The organism is Halomonas sp. WWR20 (genome assembly GCF_054602495.1).
In genome coordinates, this window is the sequence record NZ_JBTRHR010000005.1 from 70,085 (window position 1) to 88,197 (window position 18,113).

Genomic DNA, 18,113 nt, shown 5'->3' on the forward strand with positions numbered 1-18,113 from the left:
GAACGCATGGCATTACACTGGCCAACAATTGTCCGCCCTTCAAATGCATTGTTCAGAAGCATGAGGTTTAACACTCCATCGATGGTCCTGGCGGGACTCATTCTTCTGCTATTCCCGTTAGGCGCAGCGGCAACGCTGGTGCGCATCCCAAGGACGCTGGTCTTCTGCCATTTGTCATTCAGCACGCCGGTACAGCCCCAGGGGCCGCTAAGTGACCTGGAAGTGAACATGGCATCGGCCGATATACTGGCCCGCGGCGAGCGTGGCTGCGGAGCAGACCGGGCGTTTCACGTTCTGGACGACAGACGCTCAGTCTGACCTTCGGAAATGTTTTTCAGTCAGCCGTGGCGCGGACGATAATATTCGCTTTAGCGAATGGGACAGCTGTTTTTCGACGATCTCGAAGCTCAGCCAGGACAGTGCAACAATGACCGGCAGGCAGAGTGCCAGCGTCGTGTAAGGGGGGATGCCGAGCCGCTGGCGCAGGACGTAGTCACCGACCCACAGCACGATGATGTGAACCAGATAGACCGAGTAGGACCAGTCGCCCATCGCCTTGAACACGCGGTTGCCTCCGAACAGGGCCTCCATCGAAATGAACGAGGCGACCAGCAGGGCGCTGGGAACGCCCCAGGTCAAAAGGCGCAAGTCGTTCTGGTCGTTGAATGACAGCGGCGTGGCGAAGGAGGCCGCGGCGATGAGGGCGGGGGACCAGGTGGCGGCCGGGATCCAGCCGCGCTTGTAAATTACGCCGATAACGATGCCGAACAAGAATTCGAAAATGATCGGGTTGGTGTAGAAGTCGCTGACGAACGACTGCGTGGCGAGCAATGGGCACATTATCACCACCAGTCCGGCGGCGACCCACAGGCGATAGCGTTCGGCGACCAGAAGCGATAGCGCAAAGATCACATAGAACAGCATCTCGAAGTTCAGCGACCAGCCCACCGGCAAGATTGGATAGAGACCGAAACCGCCGGGGTTCTCGCTCGGCAGAAACAGCATCGACATCACCAGCTCCTTGGCGCTGAGCCCATAGACCGGCATGACGTCACCAGCATAGTAGATGATCAATGCAGTGATTGCTGTATAGAGCCAGTAGGCCGGTACAACACGGGCGATGCGGTTGAGCAGGAACTTGCGCGACGGGATGTGCTTGCCGGCGGTGGAGACGTAGATCACGAAGCCACTGATCACGAAAAAGATATCCACACCCACCTGACCTCGGGTCGAAAGTAGGTGTCCCATCAGTCTGTCGGCTTCGAAATCGAAAAAGACCTGCATGAAATGATGAAACACCACCAGCCATGCAGCGAATGCTCTGAGTGCCTGTACCGAAATTAGCATGACAACGTTGTCGTCCTTCCAAGAATTTCCATGACGTCCTTGACCGTGAACGGCGTTCTAGCGATACGGGAAGAGGGACCATGCAAGACGAGAAAAGATCAGTCGGAGCAATAAAAGACAATCGACAGTGAGTTACGCTCAATAAACCTAGATATGAAAGCCGAGAACGACTCACCGAGCTTCCAAGCCAACTTTACTGCGTGCAGTTCTATGCAGCGCACAAGCCATACTCGGTACGACGCAGCGGCATATCCGGCCGCAGAGATAACTTGAAAAGGGGTGGTCCGGCGAAGCTTGAGAGTATTGGCAGGCCCCATCCTTCTGCTGGTCATGGCGACGATACGGGTGGAGTCGCGCTGGGCGTCATGGACTTTTTAGTGTCGGGTGAATACGAAGGCAGTGCGGCGGCGGCTAGTGCGGGCGACACAGCCATAGCACAACGCCGCGATGCTCACCGCGGCATTGTGTTACGACCGATCACTTTCGATGGCGAAGCCGGACGCTTACATCGCTTCCTTGATACCGCGTTTGATCAGCCACCAGTTGACGGGGTAGGACGTAATGAAACCGGCGATCATGGCGATCTGCATCATGAACCAGAATTCTACCGAGGCGACGTGCAGGCGCTCGCCCAGCAGCGTGGCGAACAGGTAGAAATGCGCGAAGGCCATGAAGCCGTACATGCCGACCTGCCAGGCGGTCAGCGACAGGAAATCCGCCTTGGTCGCCTGAACCAGTCCCTGGCCGGGCGATAGCCCGCGCATCGGTTTGATGGTGAAATACTGGAAGGCGATGCCGAGCAGGAAGGCCAGCGCATAATCGAGAATCCACACCGCGTACATCTTTTCGCCGAAGATCGTCTGCCAGCCCAGCCAGATGGCGATGACGGGGAAGAACAGTGCCAGTGATTCGGCAATGATATCGCCCAGCGTACAGCCACTGCCGCAGTGCAGGGCGCCCTTGGCCACCTTGAGCGGAAACGGAGTCTTGGCCTTGTGTGGCGGTGTCTCGTCGTTCTGCATCGCCGGATGGGCCACTTCATGGGCCGCCAGGCGACCGTACTTGAGGTAGAACGCCACGATCACCACGTGGCCGAACAGCGCGCACAGCGGCCACACGTAGTTCATGATCGACATGTGCTGCGGATGGCGGCGTACGTCCATGGCGATGTAGGCGGCGCAGGCCAGGCCCAACAGGACGGATATCCAGGCGAGTAGGTGTAGCCAGGTCGGTATCATGCAAGAACTCCTTTTCATTGCCGGATGGAACCGATCAGTCAAAACCGAGCGTCGCTAAACTGATGGATGAAACGGCTGGGCAACGTCCAGCCTTCTTAACATTAGTGACTCCGGCGGTGATGTCGCAAACCGTCGGAATAATCGACCCGATAGATGAAGTTATATCGCCCCGTCATGTCTGAAACTCTTAGGAACATGCCTAGAACTACGGGAAAGAACGCATGATGCCGGCGGGTGCGTCTCGCTGCGTTTGTCGTCCCCGCCATCCTCACCTAGGGTTGTGGTAAACCCGTCCGTGCCTATCCCAACCAGAACCTGCATGGACGCGCTTCGCGGCCCTGACCCTTGCCGCATTTACCAGACCGTACCGCTACCGATGAGGAGTCGGCATGATGGACCATTCCGAACACGCATCGCCCGTGTCTCGCGCCGAGGCATCGTCCTCGATGGCTGAAAAGACCCGGGTTTCTTTTACCCTCAACGGCGAACCCTGTGAGTTGTACGTCGAGCCCAATGTGGTACTGCTCGATGCGCTACGCGAAGTTCTCGATCTGACCGGCACCAAGAAGGGCTGCGACCACGGCCAATGCGGCGCCTGCACCGTGCTGATCAACGGCCATTCGGCCAACTCCTGCCTGACGCTGGCGGTAATGCAGGAAGGCAGCGAGATCACCACCGTCGAAGGGCTGGCCAGGGGCGAGCAGTTGCATCCGGTTCAGGAAGCCTTTATCGAACATGATGCCTATCAGTGCGGTTACTGCACGGCCGGGCAGATGATGGCGACGGTATCGATGCTCGACGACACGCGCATCGGCAGCGACGACGCTTCGGTCAAGGAGGCGATGAGCGGCAACATCTGCCGCTGCGGGGCCTACAAGAACATCCTGAGCGCGATTCAGTCGGCACGCCAGAAAGTCTGAGGAGGCATCAACCATGCGCAATTTCTCTTATCAGCGCGCCGGTGATGTCCACCAGGCGTGTTCCCTGCACGGCGCGGCAAGTGAGGCGTATTTCGTCGCGGGCGGCACCAATCTGATCGACATGGTCAAGCTCGATATCATGCGCCCCGAGCGCCTGGTCGACGTCAATCAGCTGCCACTGACCGATATCGAGGTCCTCGGCGACGGACGTCTGAAGATCGGCGCGCTGGTCAGCAATACCGACCTTGCTTATGACGACCACGTGACGTCTCACTACACGGTGCTCTCCGAGGCACTGCTGGCGGGGGCCTCGACCCAGCTGCGCAATGTCGCCACCACGGCGGGCAACGTCATGCAGCGCACCCGCTGTCCGTACTTTCGCAACCCGGCGCGGGCCTGCAACAAGCGTGAGCCGGGCAGCGGGTGCGACGCGCTGGCCAAGATCAATCGCAACCACGCCGTACTCGGGACCAGCGACCAGTGCATCGCCGTGCATCCTTCCGACATGTGCGTGGCGATGCAGGCCCTGGGGGCGACCATCACCGTCGAGGGGCCCGAAGGGTCACGCGAAATCCCTTTCGAGGACTACCACCTGTTGCCGGGCGACACACCGGAGCGTGAGCACGACCTCAAGTACGGTGAGTTGATCACGCAAGTGACCCTCGACGCACCGATTCCCGGGGCGAGGAGCCACTATCTCAAGCTGCGCGACCGTTCCTCCTTCGAATTCGCGCTGGCCTCGTGTGCCGCCGTGGTCGCTCTGGATGGCGACACTATCCGAGAGGCACGCCTGGCGTTGGGCGGCGTGGCCACCAAACCATGGCGGGCCCACAAGGCCGAGGAAGCCCTGAAAGGTCACCCGGCGACGCGGGAAACGTTCGAGCGTGCCGCCGAGATCGCGCTCGAAGATGCCACGCCCTATCGCGACAATGCGTTCAAGATTCCCCTGGCCAAGCAGGCCATCGTCCGCGCATTGACTACGGTGACCCAAGGTTGAGGAGAATTTCATGACGGAAGCAGTCATTGGCCACCGCACGACCCGCGTCGACGGCAAGCTCAAGATGACCGGCAAGGCGGACTACGCCGCCGATCACAATCTCGCCAATCAGGTATATGGCTATCCGGTGCCCAGCACCATCGCCTGCGGCAAGCTGCTGGGGCTCGAACTCGACGAGGCGCTGGCGGCGCCGGGAGTGATCGAGATCGTCCATCGCGGCAACCTCCCTACGCTGGCGCGCTCGGCCAACAATCCGGCGTGCGGCACGGCGCAAAAGATCTACCGTTCGCCGAGCACCATGGGCGAGGAGAACAAGGTGGGCGAGATCCGCCTGCCGTTCGAGGACGATGGCATTCACTACGAAGGGCAGTACATCGCGCTAGTGGTCGCCGATACCTATGAACATGCCCGCGCGGCGGCACGCCTGGTCAAGGCGCGCTATGAAGAGCATGCGGCCGTGCCCGGGCTCGATTTCACCGACGCTGAGGGCGAAGAGGCCGAAGACGAGGCCAACTCGCGCGGCGATCCCGTGCAGGCGTTCGATGCTGCACCGGTCAAGCTCGATCAGACCTATTACATCCCCATGGAAACTCACGTGGCGATGGAGCTGCACGCCTCGATCGCCACGTGGGAGAACGACCGGCTGACCATGTACGAATCCACCCAGGGGGTGATTTTCCAGCGCAACGCCCTGGCGCAGATCTTCGCCATTCCCCCCGAGAAGGTCACGGTCATTGCGCACTACATCGGCTCGGGCTTCGGCAGCAAGCTGTTCATGTGGCCGCATGCGGTGATTACCGCCGTGGCCGCCCGGATGGTGGGCCGCCCGGTCAAGACGGTGCTGTCGCGTCAGCAGAACTTCTGCAATGCCGGCAGCCGCCCGGCGGCGCGCCAGCACATGCGCATCGGCGCAGACCGTGACGGCAAGCTGCTGTCGATCCGTCACGACAGCCAGAACGAGACCTCGTTCGTCGACAGCTACACCGAGTCCGTGGGCAGCGGCACGCCGCGCATCTACGCCTGCGACAACGTTGCCGTATCTCAGCGCCGCGTCTCGGTCAATCACGGCACGCCGACCTCGATGCGCGGCCCGGGCGAAACCACCGGCAACTTCGCCCTCGAAAGCGCTCTGGACGAGTTGGCCGTGGCGCTCGACATGGACCCGCTCGAACTGCGCCGAAAAAACTACGCCGAGAGCGATCCCATGGCGCAGCTGCCCTGGTCGAGCAATCATCTGCGCGACTGCTGGGAGGATGGTGCCCGGCGCTTCGGCTGGGATCGGCGCAACCCGCAGGTCGGCTCGATGCGTGACGGTAACGAGATCATCGGCTGGGGCATGGCCACCGCCACCTGGGAGGCGATGCGCAGCCACTGCAGCGCCCGCGCCGAGCTGTTGGCCAACGGTAAGGTGCAGATCGCCTGCGGCACTCAGGATATCGGCACCGGAACCTATACCGTGGTCGCTCAGACCGCCAGCGAACTGACCGGCGTGCCGCTCGAGCGCATCGAGGTCAAGCTGGGCGACTCGATGCTGCCTGCCGGACCGCTCTCCGGCGGCTCGATGGCCACCGCCACCACGCTGCCGGCGGTCGCCGGCGCCACGCGCAACGCCATCGCGCAGTTGAAACAACTGGCCGTCGGCGAGGGCGCGCCTTTCGAAGGCAAGGAGGCCGATGCACTGACCTTCGAGAACGGCGAGCTGTCCGATGGCAGTCGGTCGGTCGCCTTTGCCGAACTGCTCAACACGCTGCAGCGCGGCATGGTCGAAGGCGAGGCCAGCAGTGCGCCGGGCGACGAGCAGAACCAGTATTCGTTCCGCTCCTTCGGCGCACACTTTATCGAGGTGCGCTGGGACCCGGAAATCTCCCTGCTCAAGGTGGCGCGCGTGGTCAGTTCCATCGATGTGGGCCGGGCCATCAACCCGCTCACCGCGCAAAATCAGGTCGAAGGCGCCATCGTCATGGGCCTGGGGATGGCGATGTTCGAAAAGACCGAATTCGATGAGGACGGCAATATCTACAACAACAACTACGCCGACTACATCGTGCCGGTGAACGCCGACATGCCCGATATCGAGGTCGAGGTACTCGACAATCCCGACTTCAATTTCAACGAGTTCGGTGCCCGGGGGATCGGCGAGATCGGCATCACCGGTGTGGCGGCGGCCGTGGCCAATGCGGTGTATCACGCCACAGGCAAGCGCTTTCGTGAGTTGCCGATCACCATCGCCAAGCTGCTCGAGACCTAGCGAGCACCTCGTCGGCGGCGCGCCGCGTCGCCGACACTATCTTCCTGACCGTGATGTCGGCGCTTGCGCTGACCCAATCTAGCTGCCGGCTGCGGCCGGATACGATGCGATGAGGTTTTCCGGCATGACAGACAAACCGACTCGACCCGACGATTCCCAGGCTGGCGACACCGCCCGCGATAGCGTCCAGACCTATCAGGCGACATCGCCCTCCCGGCGCCAGTTTCTCAAGACGGTAGGCACCTCTGGTCTTGCCGCCGCCGCCGCGCCGGCCTTGGCGCGTGTCGATTACGTCAATGATTACCACCAGGAGCCCGAAGGCAAGCGCGCCGACGCAGACGATGCACCGGCCGAGGGCCGGCAGCGCATCACGCTCCACGTCAATGGCCGGCCGTACACCCTCGACGTGGCGCCCAATATGGTGCTGCTCGACGTGCTGCGCGACCCACTGGAACTGACGGGTACCAAGAAAGGCTGCGACCACGGCCAGTGCGGCGCCTGCACGCTCCACGTCAACGGTGTGGCGATCAACTCCTGTTTGAGCCTGGCCATTGCCCACGACGGTGACGAGATCGCCACCGTCGAGGGGCTGGCGCAAAACGGCCAACCGCACCCGATCCAGCAGGCCTTCCTGGAGCAGGACGCCTACCAGTGCGGTTACTGCACCTCAGGACAAATGATGAGTGCAGTGGCGATCATCAACGACCCCAGCGTCGGTACCGATGATCTAGCGGTACGCGAGGCGATGAGCGGCAACATCTGTCGCTGTGGGGCCTACAAGAACATCCTCAGTGCCATCCAATCGGCGCGCAAGCAGATGAAACCGGCCTAGGAGGCACGACATGCGTCATTTCGACTACCGGCGTGCCGATAGTGTCGACCAGGCGGTCGCCACCTACGGCCAGGCCCAGGCGGCATCGTTTCTCGCCGGCGGCACCAACCTGCTCGACATGGTCAAGCTCGACATCATGCGTCCCGAACTGATGGTCGACGTCAACCGGCTGCCGCTCAACCAGATCGAGTCGCTCGGTGACGGACGTCTGCGGGTCGGGGCGATGGTCACCAACGCCGCGCTGGCGCGTCATCCACGCGTCGAGCAGGAATACACGGTGCTCTCCGAGGCACTGCTCTCCGGCGCCTCGACGCAACTACGCAACAAGGCCACCACCGGCGGCAACGTCATGCAACGCGTGCGCTGTCCCTATTTCCGCGACGGCATCTCGCCCTGCAACAAGCGCGATCCCGGCTCCGGCTGCTCCGCCATCGGCGGTTACAACCGCACGGTGCATGCCGTGCTCGGGACCAGCGACCAGTGCATCGCCAGTCACCCCTCCGACATGTGCGTGGCGATGGCGGCGATCGGCGCCACGGTCCACGTCGTCGGGCCCAATGGCGAGCGCGATATCGATTTCCTCGATTTCCACCTGCTGCCAGGCGACAAGCCCTGGCAGGAATTCGCCCTCGGCAACGAGGAGTTGATCACCCATGTCACCCTCGATGCGCCGATCCCGGGGAGCCGTTCTGCCTATCTCAAACTGCGCGACCGGGCGTCGTACCAGTTCGCCCTGGCCTCGAGCGGCGCCATCGTGGCGCTGGACGGCAATACCATCCGCGCCGCGCGTCTCGCCATGGGCGGCGTAGGGACCAAGCCCTGGCGTGCGCTGGAGGCGGAGCGCTTCCTGCAGGGCCAGCCCGCCACCCAGGCCAGCTTCGAACAGGCCGCGCAGATCGCCATGCAGGGGGCCCGGGCCTATGAGCACAACGCTTACAAGATTCCGCTCGGCCAGCAGGCCATCGTACGGACTCTGACTACTCTGACCGCCGAATGAAGGACTGCCAGGAGAGCTGACACATGAGCGACAGCATCATCGGTGCCGCCAGGCCGCGTATCGACGGTCCGCAGAAGCTGAGCGGCCAGGCGAAATACACCTCCGACAATCATCTCGACGGCATGGTCTATGCCTACGGCGTGTTCAGCACCATCGCCCGTGGCGAGATCATGAACATCGATACCCGCCTGGCCGAGCGTTCGCCGGGGGTAATCGAGATCTTCCACCACAATCATTTCCCGCAGCTCTATCACACGCCGAGCAGCATGGCGCAGGAGAATAAGGTCGACGAGGTGCGCCTGCCTTTCGAGAACAACCATGTCTATTACGGCGGGCAGTTCGTGGCCCTGGTGGTGGCCGACACTTTCGAGAACGCTCGTGCCGCGGCCTACAAGGTGCGGGTCGACTACCGCGAGGCGCCGGCAATCGCCAATCTCGCTCAAGGCCTCGAGCAGACCGGCACCCAGATGCACGAGGATTCGAAGCACGTCCGCGGCGAGCCCGACCCGGCCTTTCAGAACGCGCCGCGCAAGATCGATGCCACCTACATGACGCCGGTCGAGACCCACAACCCGATGGAGATGCACGCCACGGTGGCGGCCTGGAGCGGCGGCAAGTTGACCATGTACGACACCACCCAGGGGGTGGTGAATGCGCGTAACGTCTACGCCAAGGTGTTCGGGCTCTCGCCGGATCGCGTCGAGGTGCTCACACCGTTTCTCGGTTCGGGCTTCGGGAGCAAGCTCTGGCCTTGGCCGCATGCCATTGCCGCCGCGGCGGCGGCCCGCGAAGTGGGGCGTCCGGTGCAGCTCGTCGTGCCGCGCCAGGAAATGTTCACTACCACCGGCCAGCGTCCGGAAACCCGCCAGCGGTTGCGTATCGCCACCGATGACGATGGCCGTTTGGTGTCACTGAGCCACGATTCGATCTCGACCACCTCGACCGTCGATCAGGTCAAACTCTACGTCGAGTCGTGCGGCAAGATGACCCAGGCGCTGTACAGCTGCGACAACCTGCGGGTCACCCACGCCACCACCCGGACCAATCGCGGCACGCCCACCTCGATGCGTGCCCCAGGCGCTGCGCCGGGACTGTTCGCGCTGGAATCGGCGATGGACGAGATGGCGATCGAGCTGGGCATGGATCCGCTCGAGTTCCGTCGGCGCAACTATGCCGACACCGACGAGAGCAAGGGGCTGCCGTGGTCGAGCAATCATATCCGCGACGCTTACGATCAAGCCGCCGAGCGCTTCGGCTGGGACCAACGCAACCCGCAAATCGGCTCGATGCGCGACGGCCACGAGATCATCGGTTGGGGCATGGCCAGCTGTAACTGGGAAGCGATTCGCCGCGCATGCGATGCGCGCGTCTCGTTGCGTGCCGATGGCACGGCCTTCGCTTCCTGCGCGACCCAGGACATCGGCACCGGCACTTACACCATCGTCGCCCAGGCGGTGAGCGAGGTCACCGGTCTGCCGCTGGAGCGCATCGAGGTCGAGCTGGGCGATTCTTCCTACCCGTCGGGGCCGATTTCCGGCGGTTCCTGGGCCACCGCCACGGCGCTGCCGGCTATCGCCGAAGCCGCCCGTCAGGCGATCGATGTGCTTAAGGAGTACGCCACGGCGGACAGCGGCGTATTTGCCGGAGCCAAGGCCGACGACCTGACTTTCGAGAACGGCCAGCTCAAGCACGGCGATGGCAGGACGGCGACCTTCATCGACGTGCTCAGGGCGCGCCAGTTGGCCAGTGCCGAGGGCGAGGCCCACACCGGCGGGGCGCCCACCGACCAGTATGCCTTCCGCTCGTTCGGCGCCCACTTCGTCGAGGTTCGCTGGGATCCCGGCATCTCCAATCTTCGTGTCTCGCGGGTGGTCAGCGCCATCGATGTCGGGCGTGCCATCAACGAGCTGACTGCGCGCAACCAGGTCGAGGGCGCTATCGTGATGGGCATCGGCATGGCGCGCTTCGAGAAGACCGAGTACGACCCGCGCAACGCCATGCCGGTCAACAACAACTATGCCGAGTACATCGTGCCGGTGCATGCCGACCAGCCCGAGATCGATGTCATCCTGCTCGACTATCCGGACTACGAATTCAACGAGTTCGGCGCCCGCGGCATCGGCGAGATCGGCATCACCGGCGTCGCCGCCGCCATCGCCAATGCCGTTTACCATGCCACCGGCAAGCGCATCCGCGAGCTGCCGATCACCATGGACAAGCTGATGGAGGTGTGACGCGCGGCGCCACCGGCCGGGCGCAGACCATGGCGCCTGCCGAGCATGCCGCGGCTGGCCGTGTCAGGTGCGGCGGGGGCGGGCGCCATCAAGGAGTAGCTTCACGCACTGTTCGGCCCGGGCGCGTAGAGCGTCCGGGCTGTTGTCGGCGGGCAACTGCAGCATGGCGCGCAGGTGGTGCTCACCGAGCAGCATGCCGATGAACATGCTGGCGGCAGCGGCGGTGTCGGCCAGTTCCAGCCGTCGATGCTCGACCTGATGACGGAAGTAGCGGGCCAGCGTGCTGCGCAGACGTCCGGGGCCGCTATCGTAGAACAGTCGGGCGAGCTCGGGCTGGCGTGACGCCTCGGCCGCCACCAAGCGATAGGTGTCGAGTGTATCGCGACACAGGATGATGCCCAGCAGGTGCTCGCCGATGGTTATCAGCGCCTGGGCCGGCTCGCGGTCCCAGTTCTCCTGCGCGTCGAGTACGTCGAAGATTCGCCGCGCACGACGCTCCATGACGGCCTGGAACAGGCCCTCCTTGTTACCGAAATGCTTGTACAGCGTCGCCAGCGATCCGCCGGCGCGGGCCACGATATCGCCCACGCCGACATTGGCGTAGCCATGTTCGAGGAACATGGCCTGAGCGGCGTCGAGCATGGCGTCGCGGCGCTTGCGGCCGCGTGGGGTGGCGGGCGGGACCGGGACATCGGGCATGGCGGTTGTCTACATCCTGGGTGGAGGGGAGAGCATAGCGTGCTATCCGATACACTTAAAGTAGTGTAGTCTACACTACATTTAGGGTGTGGCGGATGGCGATCGCATGAGAATCAAAAGAAAAATCTACACGGTAGTAGCGTTGCTCGCCCTGATCGTTGCGGGGCTGGTCTGGGGCGTGCACTGGTGGCAGACCGGGCGCTACTTCGAGGAGACCGACAACGCCTACGTGCATACCGACAGCGTGGCGATTCGCGCCGAAACCAGCGGGCGGGTGATGACGGTGCCGGTCAAGGCCAACCAGCATGTGCAGGCCGGCATGTTATTGGTCGAGCTGGACGCTACCGATGCCCGGGCGCAGCTCGCTCAGGCCACCGCGGCGCTGGCGGTGGCGAGGGCTGACGAGACGCGCATGCAGCGCCAGTACACGCTTCAGGAGGCGCAGATCAAGGAGGTCGAGACCCAGATCGCCTCGGCCCAGGCCGAAGTCGATCAGGCGCAGTTGCATCTCGAGCGGTCCCGGCGCCTGGCCTCGCAGAAGTATACCTCCGAGCAGCAGCGTCAGGATGACGAGGCGGATCTCGCGGTGGCCCGCGCCAACCTGGCAGCGCGCCGGGCCGCTGTCGTCTCGGCGCGCAAGCAGCTCGAGGTCATCGAATCCCAGCAGGAGAGTGCCCGGGCCAGCCGCGAGGCGGCCGAGGCTGATCTCGCCGAGTCGCGTCACCGGCTCGCCAAGACTCGCCTGAAGGCTCCCATGGATGGCGTGGTGGGCAATCTCAGCGTCGAGCCGGGCACCCTGGCCCAGCCGTCGTTGACGTTGATGCAACTGGTGCCGGTACAGTCGGCGTATGTGATTGCCAACTACAAGGAGACCCAGACGGCGCGCATGCGTCCGGGCCAGCCGGTGCACGTACATGTCGATGCCTATCCGGACATCGCCTTCGAAGGCGTGGTGAATAGTCTGGCGCCTTCTACCGGGGCACGCTACAGCCTGCTTCCCCAGGACAATGCGACCGGCAATTTCAACAAGATCGTCCAGCGAGTGCCGGTACGTATCCACCTGACGGGGCCCCGGGAGGCGCTCGGGCAGTTGCGCGACGGCTTGTCCGTGGTGCCCGAAGTCGATACGCGAGAGCTAAAGCCGCGTGCTGACGACACGCAGGACGCGAGCTGAGCGTGGCGGGCGGCGCTGCAGCCGAAGGGACGGTGGCGAAGGGGCCGACAGCGACCCCGGGGCAGCCTCCCCAGGAGATGCCTTCCTGGCGTACGCGGCTGGGCTTCATCGCCGCGGTGTTCGGCATGTTCATGGCGATTCTGGACATCCAGATCGTCGCCAGCTCGCTCAACGAGATCCAGGCCGGAGTCTCGGCCAGCAGTGAGGAGATCTCCTGGGTCCAGACGGCCTATCTGATCGCCGAGATCGTGATGATCCCGCTGTCGGGCATGCTCACCCGTATCTTCTCGACCCGGGTGGCATTCGTCGCCTCCTGCGTGGGCTTCACCCTGGCCAGCCTGGGCTGCGCGATGGCCTCCTCGATCGAGTCGCTGATCGTGTTGCGTGCTATCCAGGGTTTCATGGGCGGAGCGATGATTCCCATCGCCTTCGCCATCAGCTTCACCATCTTTCCGCGGCGCATGATGGGCTCGGTGCAGGCGGTGATGGGGCTGGTGGCGACGCTGGCGCCTTCGGTGGGGCCTACCGTCGGTGGCTATCTCACCGAATTCGGTAGTTGGCACTGGCTGTTTCTGGCTAACGTGATCCCCGGGGTGCTGGTGTCGCTGACGGTGTGGAAACTGCTCGATATCGACCGTCCCAGCCATGGGGCCTTGCGCCATCTGGATATGATCGGCCTGGCACTGATGGCGCTGTTTCTGGGCACGCTGGAATTCACCCTCGAGGAGGGGCCGGGCGATGACTGGCTCTCCAGCGGCCTGATCCTGGCGACGACCACCATCTGCGTGCTGGCCGCCATCGGCTTCTTCTGGCGCACCCTGCGCCACCGCCATCCGGTGGTCGACCTGCGGGTATTCGCCAATCTCAACTTTGCGATCGGTGCCGGACTGGGCTTTCTGATCGGTATCGGGCTTTACGGTCTGGTCTATCTCTTGCCGCTGTTTCTCGGCACGGTACGCGGCTATTCGGCGCTGCAGATCGGCGAGGTCATGGCGGTGACCGGGGCCACCATGTTCCTGACCGCCCCGTTTGTCGGGCGCGCCACCGACCGGGTCGATCTACGTCTGCTACTGCTGTGCGGGCTGTTGCTGACCGGGCTGGGTACGCTGATGAATTCCGATCTCACCGCCGAGTCGGGGTTCGATCAGTTCTTCTGGGCCCAGGTGGTGCGTGGGATGGGCCTGGTGATGTGCCTGATTCCCACCTCGCGGATTGCGTTCGGCACCTTGCCGCCGCAGGAGATCGGCAACGCCAGCGGTCTCTACAACGTGATGCGTAACCTGGGCGGGGCGGTGGGCCTGGCGATGCTCGACACGGTACGTGACCGGCGCATGGATTTTCACTGGAACCAGCTCATTCCCGCCATCGATGAAAGTCGCGAGGTGGTGAATGCCACCCTGGCTCAGTATCAGGGCCTGCTCAGCGCGGTCAGCGATCCGCAGGCCGGGGCCGTGGCCATGCTCAGCCGCACCCTGCAGCAGCAGAGCATGGTGATGGCCTACAATGACATCTTCCTCTGGCTGGGAATGGTGTACATTATGGCCGCCCCGTTGATTCTGCTGCTCAAGAAGCCCGAGCATTGAGCCGCTGCACGACGCAATGCTCGCGGACGTTATGGGCGCAGCTCTATCGGCTGAGCATCGACCGGAATCTTGAACAGCACATAGGGAGGTTGACGTTCATCCTCGCCTTTATACGTCGCCTGACGGTGCAACTGGTTGGCAGTGACGTACAACTCACCCTCGGGTCCCAGCGAAAGGGTGTCGGGCCATAACAGGCGCGGGTCGTGTACCAGTGTCTCCCATTTCCCGCTGCCGGTGTCGTAGCGATGAATGGCGTTGTGCTCGTAATCGGTCGTGTAGAGCCGGCCGCTTGCGTCCATCAACATGCCATCCGAGGCCCCGCCTTTCGAGCCGAGGTCCTGTACCGCGTCGGTGGCACCCTGGGCCGATGTCGAGCGCTCGCGCAGCAAGCGGGTCGGCACGCTGTAGAGGTGATGACCGGAAAGCGCCGAATAGTAGAGCGTCTCGCCATCCGGCGACAGGGCGATGCCGTCGGCAGGCACGCGGCGGATATTCTCCTCGCTCTCTGCGGTGGCCAGCGTCAGCCGCTGACCTTCCACCATCGGCACGAAATCCGGCTCGGCCTGGGTCGAGGCATGCCCGCTCAGCTTGCGCCAGGCTTCACCGGAGGCGAGATCTACCACGATGATCGCCCCAGGGCCGGAAAACGACGAGTCGGTGATGTAGGCGAAGCCGCCTTCACCCTGGGTGAAGTCGAAGCGCACGTCGTTCAGGTAGGTGGAGTCGAGGGCCGCCTCTTCGGGGAGTACGATGGTGCGGTCGACCTCGTCAGTGGCGAGATCCACCGCGACCAGCTTGGCGCCATTGTTCAGGCGGCCCGAAGCGGAATAGCCCGAGTCGGGCAGCCGGCCGGTATCGAGCAGCCACACATGCCCATCGCCCGGGGCGACCACGCTCTGCACGCTGATCAATGATTCGCCGGGATTGTCGGTATCGGGCTGATTGAAATCAGCGCTAGGGTAGGGCACTTCCTCGCCATCCTTGAGTTCGGCGACGGTGAACTCGATGCCATCGCCCCAGCGCGGATAGCTGACGAAACGGCGCCCGTCCTGGGTCACCGTGATGCCGGTGGGCATCTGATCGTAAAACAGGAAATCGGGCGTCATCTCGCCGAGGGGCTGCTCGGTGGCGAAATCCACGTCGGCCATCTCGTTTTGGGCCATGGTCAGCAAAGGCAGGGCCGCGAATGTCGTGCCGAGCAACAGCTGGCCTAGAGTACGGTGGGTCTTCATAACGGGTCCTTGTTTAAAGACGAACCGTAACAAGGTAGTGAATAATATCGCTGAGCGCGATAATGCGGAGCGGTTGTCACCAGCCCCAGAACATCAGCCACCAGGCCAGCAGAATCACGCCGGCGGCGCCGCTTTGCCACTGCGCCATGTCTATGCCGTAGCGGGGGCTGGTGCACGGCTTAGGCATGCCGCATGCTGTACGTCATGTCCTCTCTCGATTTCGTTAATACTCTGCGGCTTCAACTGATGGAGCGCCGCCACCGGGCTCTTATCTGGCTGAGCGGTACTCCCGATCAGTGTCGCGCGCGGGCGCAAGCCCTGTGGGATGCAGCCGAGTGGTTCTCGCCGCTATGGGTGGGCGCCGATGGCGGACCCGGCGGAGCTTCCGTGCTGCCGCCCGCCAAGGCGCGGACCCGGCTGGGCCAGGAGCACGAGCTGATCGTCATTGATGCCGTCTCGCCCGGTGCGGGATTCGATCCCGATGCCTTCGGGGCGCTGTCGGGGACGGTGCGCGCCGGTGGCCTGCTGGTGCTGATGACGCCCGAAACCTGGCGGGAAGGCGTGCCGGCACCGGATGCGGATTATGCACGTCTGGCACATTGGCCGCATGAGACCGCCATCCTGTCGGCACGCTATCTGTCACGCTTGGCGCGTTGCCTACAGGCCTCGCCGGCGGTGATTCCCTGGCCGGTATCGAACGAGCGTCCTCACGCGGCTCTCTGCACCAGCACGACATCGGCGTCTCTGTCGCCAGAAGTCCCGGCTGATGATGCCGAGTGTCTGAGTGCCGATCAGGCGCTGGCGGTGGTCCATCTGACCCGATTGCGTCGGCGTCGGCCGTTGGTGCTGAGTGCCGACCGTGGCCGTGGCAAGAGCGCGGCGCTGGGTATCGCCGCCGCACGGCGGCTGCTCGCGGGCGAGGCTCGGTTATGGGTCACTGCGCCCCGGCCGGCGGCGGTCGAGCCGCTGTTCGCGCGGCTGGTGGCGCTGCTGCCGAATGGCCGACGTCACGGCAACCTCTTCGAGATAGACACGCAGGCGGCACGGGGCGAAGTGCGCTTTCTGGCCCCGGATGCGGTGGAGGAGGCGTTGCTTGGACCGGTAATCGACCGCCAGTCGCCGCCCACGCTGTTCGTCGACGAGGCGGCGGCGATCCCCACGCCGCTGCTGGGGCGTTGGCTCGAAGCCTTTCCTAGAATCGCCTTCGCCACGACCGTGCATGGCTACGAGGGAACCGGTCGCGGTTTCCAGCTGCGCTTTCGCGAGCGTCTCGAGCGCCAGGCGCCGTCCTGGCGGGCGTTGCAGCTCCAGCAGCCGATCCGATGGGCCGAGGCGGACCCGCTGGAGACGATTACCCGCGAGCTGCTGCTGCTCGATGCCGAGCCGGACGATACGTCGGCGGTGAGCGCGGCCATGACGTCGCAGTCGGTGACGTATCGGTTCCTCGAGCGTGAGGCTCTGGCTCATGACGAGGCGGGACTGCGTGGCGTGTTCGGGTTGTTGGTTCAGGCCCATTACCGCACCACGCCGGCCGATCTGCGTCAGTTGCTCGACGGGCCCGATATCCAGGTGCTGGGAGCCTACGCCGGTGTTGTATGCGTAGGGGTGTGCTTGGTACAGGCAGAGGGCGGTTTTCCCCAGGCATTGGCGGAGCAGATCCACACCGGCAGACGCCGCCCGCGCGGGCATCTGCTGGCCCAGTCGCTGGCGGCGCACGGGGGATGCCGGGAGGCGGCGGAGCGGCGCTGGTATCGCATCGTGCGCATCGCTGTGCATCCGGCGGCCCGTCGCCTGGGGATCGGTGCCGCCATGCTTGAGCGGCTGGCGGTACGGAGCGATGAGACAGGCATCGAGCAGTTAGGAGTGAGTTTCGGTGCCGAGCCCGAACTGATCGCCTTCTGGCGCTCGCAAGGGTTCGCCGCACTGCGCTTGGGGCTGACCCGTGAGGCGTCCAGTGGTGAACACGCCCTGATGATGGGGCGCCCTCTGTCGTGTGACGCCAAGCGCTTCATGCAAACCCTGAACCATGACTTCTCGCAGTTGCTTCCCAGTCTACTGGCCCATGAACTTGTCGCATTCGACACCGAGGTCGCCCTCGCGCTACTGGCCGAGGGCGCAGCGCCCGAGGTCGATGCGGCACTGCTGGCACGTGTCGGTTGGTTCGCCGCAGGCGGCGGTGAACTGGCGCTGGTGCGACCCTGGCTGGCGCAGGCGTGGCTGGCCTGGTGGCGTGGTCCGTACCGGGATAAGGAGCCGGAGCTGACATTGCTGGCCGCGCCGCTGTTTCAAGGCGAAGGTCAGGATATACGCGGGCGCAAGGCCCGCCTGGCACACTGGCGCGAGCTGGCCGGATGCCTCCATCGCCGCCTGCAGAGCTAACGCTTAAAGCCCTGGAATGCCGATTGGCCCGGGCATGTCCGGAATCGGTGAGCAGCCGTTCAGCAGAACGAGAAGTACCAAGGCGCAGAAGATCTGCGTGATGAGGCGTGACATGGACGGACACCGGCGGGACGAGGAGAGGTCATACTAGCGACAATCGATGTGGCGGACCAGACGAATGGGCTTGCGTTGGCCGTGCCAAGGGGTAAGGTGGCAGGGACTCAAGCCGGAAG

13 protein-coding genes are annotated in these 18,113 nt (G+C 63.8%); 9 read left to right on the plus strand and 4 right to left on the minus strand.

The window, feature by feature from the left end; genetic code table 11:
- Positions 1-309: 309 nt before the first annotated feature.
- A complete protein-coding gene (locus tag ACW4DH_RS10790; RefSeq protein WP_459636401.1) occupies positions 310-1,347 on the minus strand; it encodes an acyltransferase family protein in 1,038 nt (345 codons plus the stop codon).
- A 503-nt stretch (positions 1,348-1,850) separates the two neighbouring features.
- A complete protein-coding gene (locus ACW4DH_RS10795) occupies positions 1,851-2,585 on the minus strand; it encodes a DUF4396 domain-containing protein (protein WP_459636402.1) in 735 nt (244 codons plus the stop codon).
- 389 nt (positions 2,586-2,974) lie between these two features.
- On the opposite strand from ACW4DH_RS10795, the gene ACW4DH_RS10800 reads away from it, so the two are divergent.
- The 6 genes from ACW4DH_RS10800 to ACW4DH_RS10825 all read left to right on the plus strand — a co-directional run bounded on the left by ACW4DH_RS10800 (position 2,975) and on the right by ACW4DH_RS10825 (position 10,813).
- Positions 2,975-3,505: a (2Fe-2S)-binding protein gene (locus ACW4DH_RS10800; RefSeq protein ID WP_459636403.1), complete on the plus strand. Its 531-nt coding sequence runs from the start codon at positions 2,975-2,977 to the stop codon at positions 3,503-3,505.
- Positions 3,506-3,518: 13 nt separating this feature from the next.
- Entirely contained in the window at positions 3,519-4,502 is a 984-nt protein-coding gene (locus ACW4DH_RS10805) for an FAD binding domain-containing protein (protein WP_459636404.1), read from the plus strand.
- Positions 4,503-4,512: 10 nt separating this feature from the next.
- On the plus strand, positions 4,513-6,750 hold the full coding sequence (locus ACW4DH_RS10810) for a xanthine dehydrogenase family protein molybdopterin-binding subunit (protein ID WP_459636405.1): 2,238 nt from the start codon (positions 4,513-4,515) through the stop codon (positions 6,748-6,750).
- Positions 6,751-6,874: 124 nt separating this feature from the next.
- Positions 6,875-7,582, plus strand: coding sequence for a (2Fe-2S)-binding protein (locus ACW4DH_RS10815; RefSeq protein ID WP_459636406.1), 708 nt, complete (start codon positions 6,875-6,877; stop codon positions 7,580-7,582).
- A gap of 10 nt (positions 7,583-7,592) precedes the next feature.
- Positions 7,593-8,579, plus strand: a complete 987-nt coding sequence (locus tag ACW4DH_RS10820; RefSeq protein WP_459636407.1) for an FAD binding domain-containing protein — start codon at positions 7,593-7,595, stop codon at positions 8,577-8,579.
- A gap of 23 nt (positions 8,580-8,602) precedes the next feature.
- Complete coding sequence (locus ACW4DH_RS10825; RefSeq protein WP_459636408.1) at positions 8,603-10,813, plus strand: xanthine dehydrogenase family protein molybdopterin-binding subunit; 2,211 nt, start codon at positions 8,603-8,605, stop codon at positions 10,811-10,813.
- Positions 10,814-10,876: 63 nt separating this feature from the next.
- Here ACW4DH_RS10825 and ACW4DH_RS10830 read toward each other — a convergent pair whose 3' ends face one another.
- The gene (locus ACW4DH_RS10830; protein ID WP_459636409.1) at positions 10,877-11,512 is read right to left on the minus strand and encodes a TetR/AcrR family transcriptional regulator; all 636 of its coding nucleotides are present in this window, start codon (positions 11,510-11,512) and stop codon (positions 10,877-10,879) included.
- A gap of 106 nt (positions 11,513-11,618) precedes the next feature.
- Between ACW4DH_RS10830 and ACW4DH_RS10835 the strand changes: the two genes are divergently transcribed.
- Both ACW4DH_RS10835 and ACW4DH_RS10840 read left to right on the plus strand, forming a co-directional pair.
- The gene (locus ACW4DH_RS10835) at positions 11,619-12,686 is read left to right on the plus strand and encodes an HlyD family secretion protein (protein WP_459636410.1); all 1,068 of its coding nucleotides are present in this window, start codon (positions 11,619-11,621) and stop codon (positions 12,684-12,686) included.
- Positions 12,687-12,688: 2 nt separating this feature from the next.
- Positions 12,689-14,269, plus strand: a complete 1,581-nt coding sequence (locus ACW4DH_RS10840; protein ID WP_459636411.1) for a DHA2 family efflux MFS transporter permease subunit — start codon at positions 12,689-12,691, stop codon at positions 14,267-14,269.
- A 29-nt stretch (positions 14,270-14,298) separates the two neighbouring features.
- Here ACW4DH_RS10840 and ACW4DH_RS10845 read toward each other — a convergent pair whose 3' ends face one another.
- Positions 14,299-15,501: an L-dopachrome tautomerase-related protein gene (locus ACW4DH_RS10845; RefSeq protein ID WP_459636412.1), complete on the minus strand. Its 1,203-nt coding sequence runs from the start codon at positions 15,499-15,501 to the stop codon at positions 14,299-14,301.
- A gap of 192 nt (positions 15,502-15,693) precedes the next feature.
- On the opposite strand from ACW4DH_RS10845, the gene ACW4DH_RS10850 reads away from it, so the two are divergent.
- On the plus strand, positions 15,694-17,880 hold the full coding sequence (locus tag ACW4DH_RS10850) for a tRNA(Met) cytidine acetyltransferase TmcA (RefSeq protein ID WP_459636413.1): 2,187 nt from the start codon (positions 15,694-15,696) through the stop codon (positions 17,878-17,880).
- Positions 17,881-18,113: the final 233 nt, after the last annotated feature.

What these genes read in the sequence shown, in the direction of transcription:
- ACW4DH_RS10830 (WP_459636409.1), bottom strand. Translation starts at nt 11,512, where the DNA reads ATGCCCGATGTCCCGGTCCCGCCCGCCACCCCACGCGGCCGCAAGCGC.
- ACW4DH_RS10820 (WP_459636407.1), top strand. Translation starts at nt 7,593, where the DNA reads ATGCGTCATTTCGACTACCGGCGTGCCGATAGTGTCGACCAGGCGGTC.
- ACW4DH_RS10825 (WP_459636408.1), top strand. Translation starts at nt 8,603, where the DNA reads ATGAGCGACAGCATCATCGGTGCCGCCAGGCCGCGTATCGACGGTCCG.
- ACW4DH_RS10810 (WP_459636405.1), top strand. Translation starts at nt 4,513, where the DNA reads ATGACGGAAGCAGTCATTGGCCACCGCACGACCCGCGTCGACGGCAAG.
- ACW4DH_RS10790 (WP_459636401.1), bottom strand. Translation starts at nt 1,347, where the DNA reads ATGCTAATTTCGGTACAGGCACTCAGAGCATTCGCTGCATGGCTGGTG.
- ACW4DH_RS10835 (WP_459636410.1), top strand. Translation starts at nt 11,619, where the DNA reads ATGAGAATCAAAAGAAAAATCTACACGGTAGTAGCGTTGCTCGCCCTG.
- ACW4DH_RS10815 (WP_459636406.1), top strand. Translation starts at nt 6,875, where the DNA reads ATGACAGACAAACCGACTCGACCCGACGATTCCCAGGCTGGCGACACC.
- ACW4DH_RS10805 (WP_459636404.1), top strand. Translation starts at nt 3,519, where the DNA reads ATGCGCAATTTCTCTTATCAGCGCGCCGGTGATGTCCACCAGGCGTGT.
- ACW4DH_RS10850 (WP_459636413.1), top strand. Translation starts at nt 15,694, where the DNA reads ATGCTGTACGTCATGTCCTCTCTCGATTTCGTTAATACTCTGCGGCTT.
- ACW4DH_RS10795 (WP_459636402.1), bottom strand. Translation starts at nt 2,585, where the DNA reads ATGATACCGACCTGGCTACACCTACTCGCCTGGATATCCGTCCTGTTG.
- ACW4DH_RS10845 (WP_459636412.1), bottom strand. Translation starts at nt 15,501, where the DNA reads ATGAAGACCCACCGTACTCTAGGCCAGCTGTTGCTCGGCACGACATTC.
- ACW4DH_RS10800 (WP_459636403.1), top strand. Translation starts at nt 2,975, where the DNA reads ATGATGGACCATTCCGAACACGCATCGCCCGTGTCTCGCGCCGAGGCA.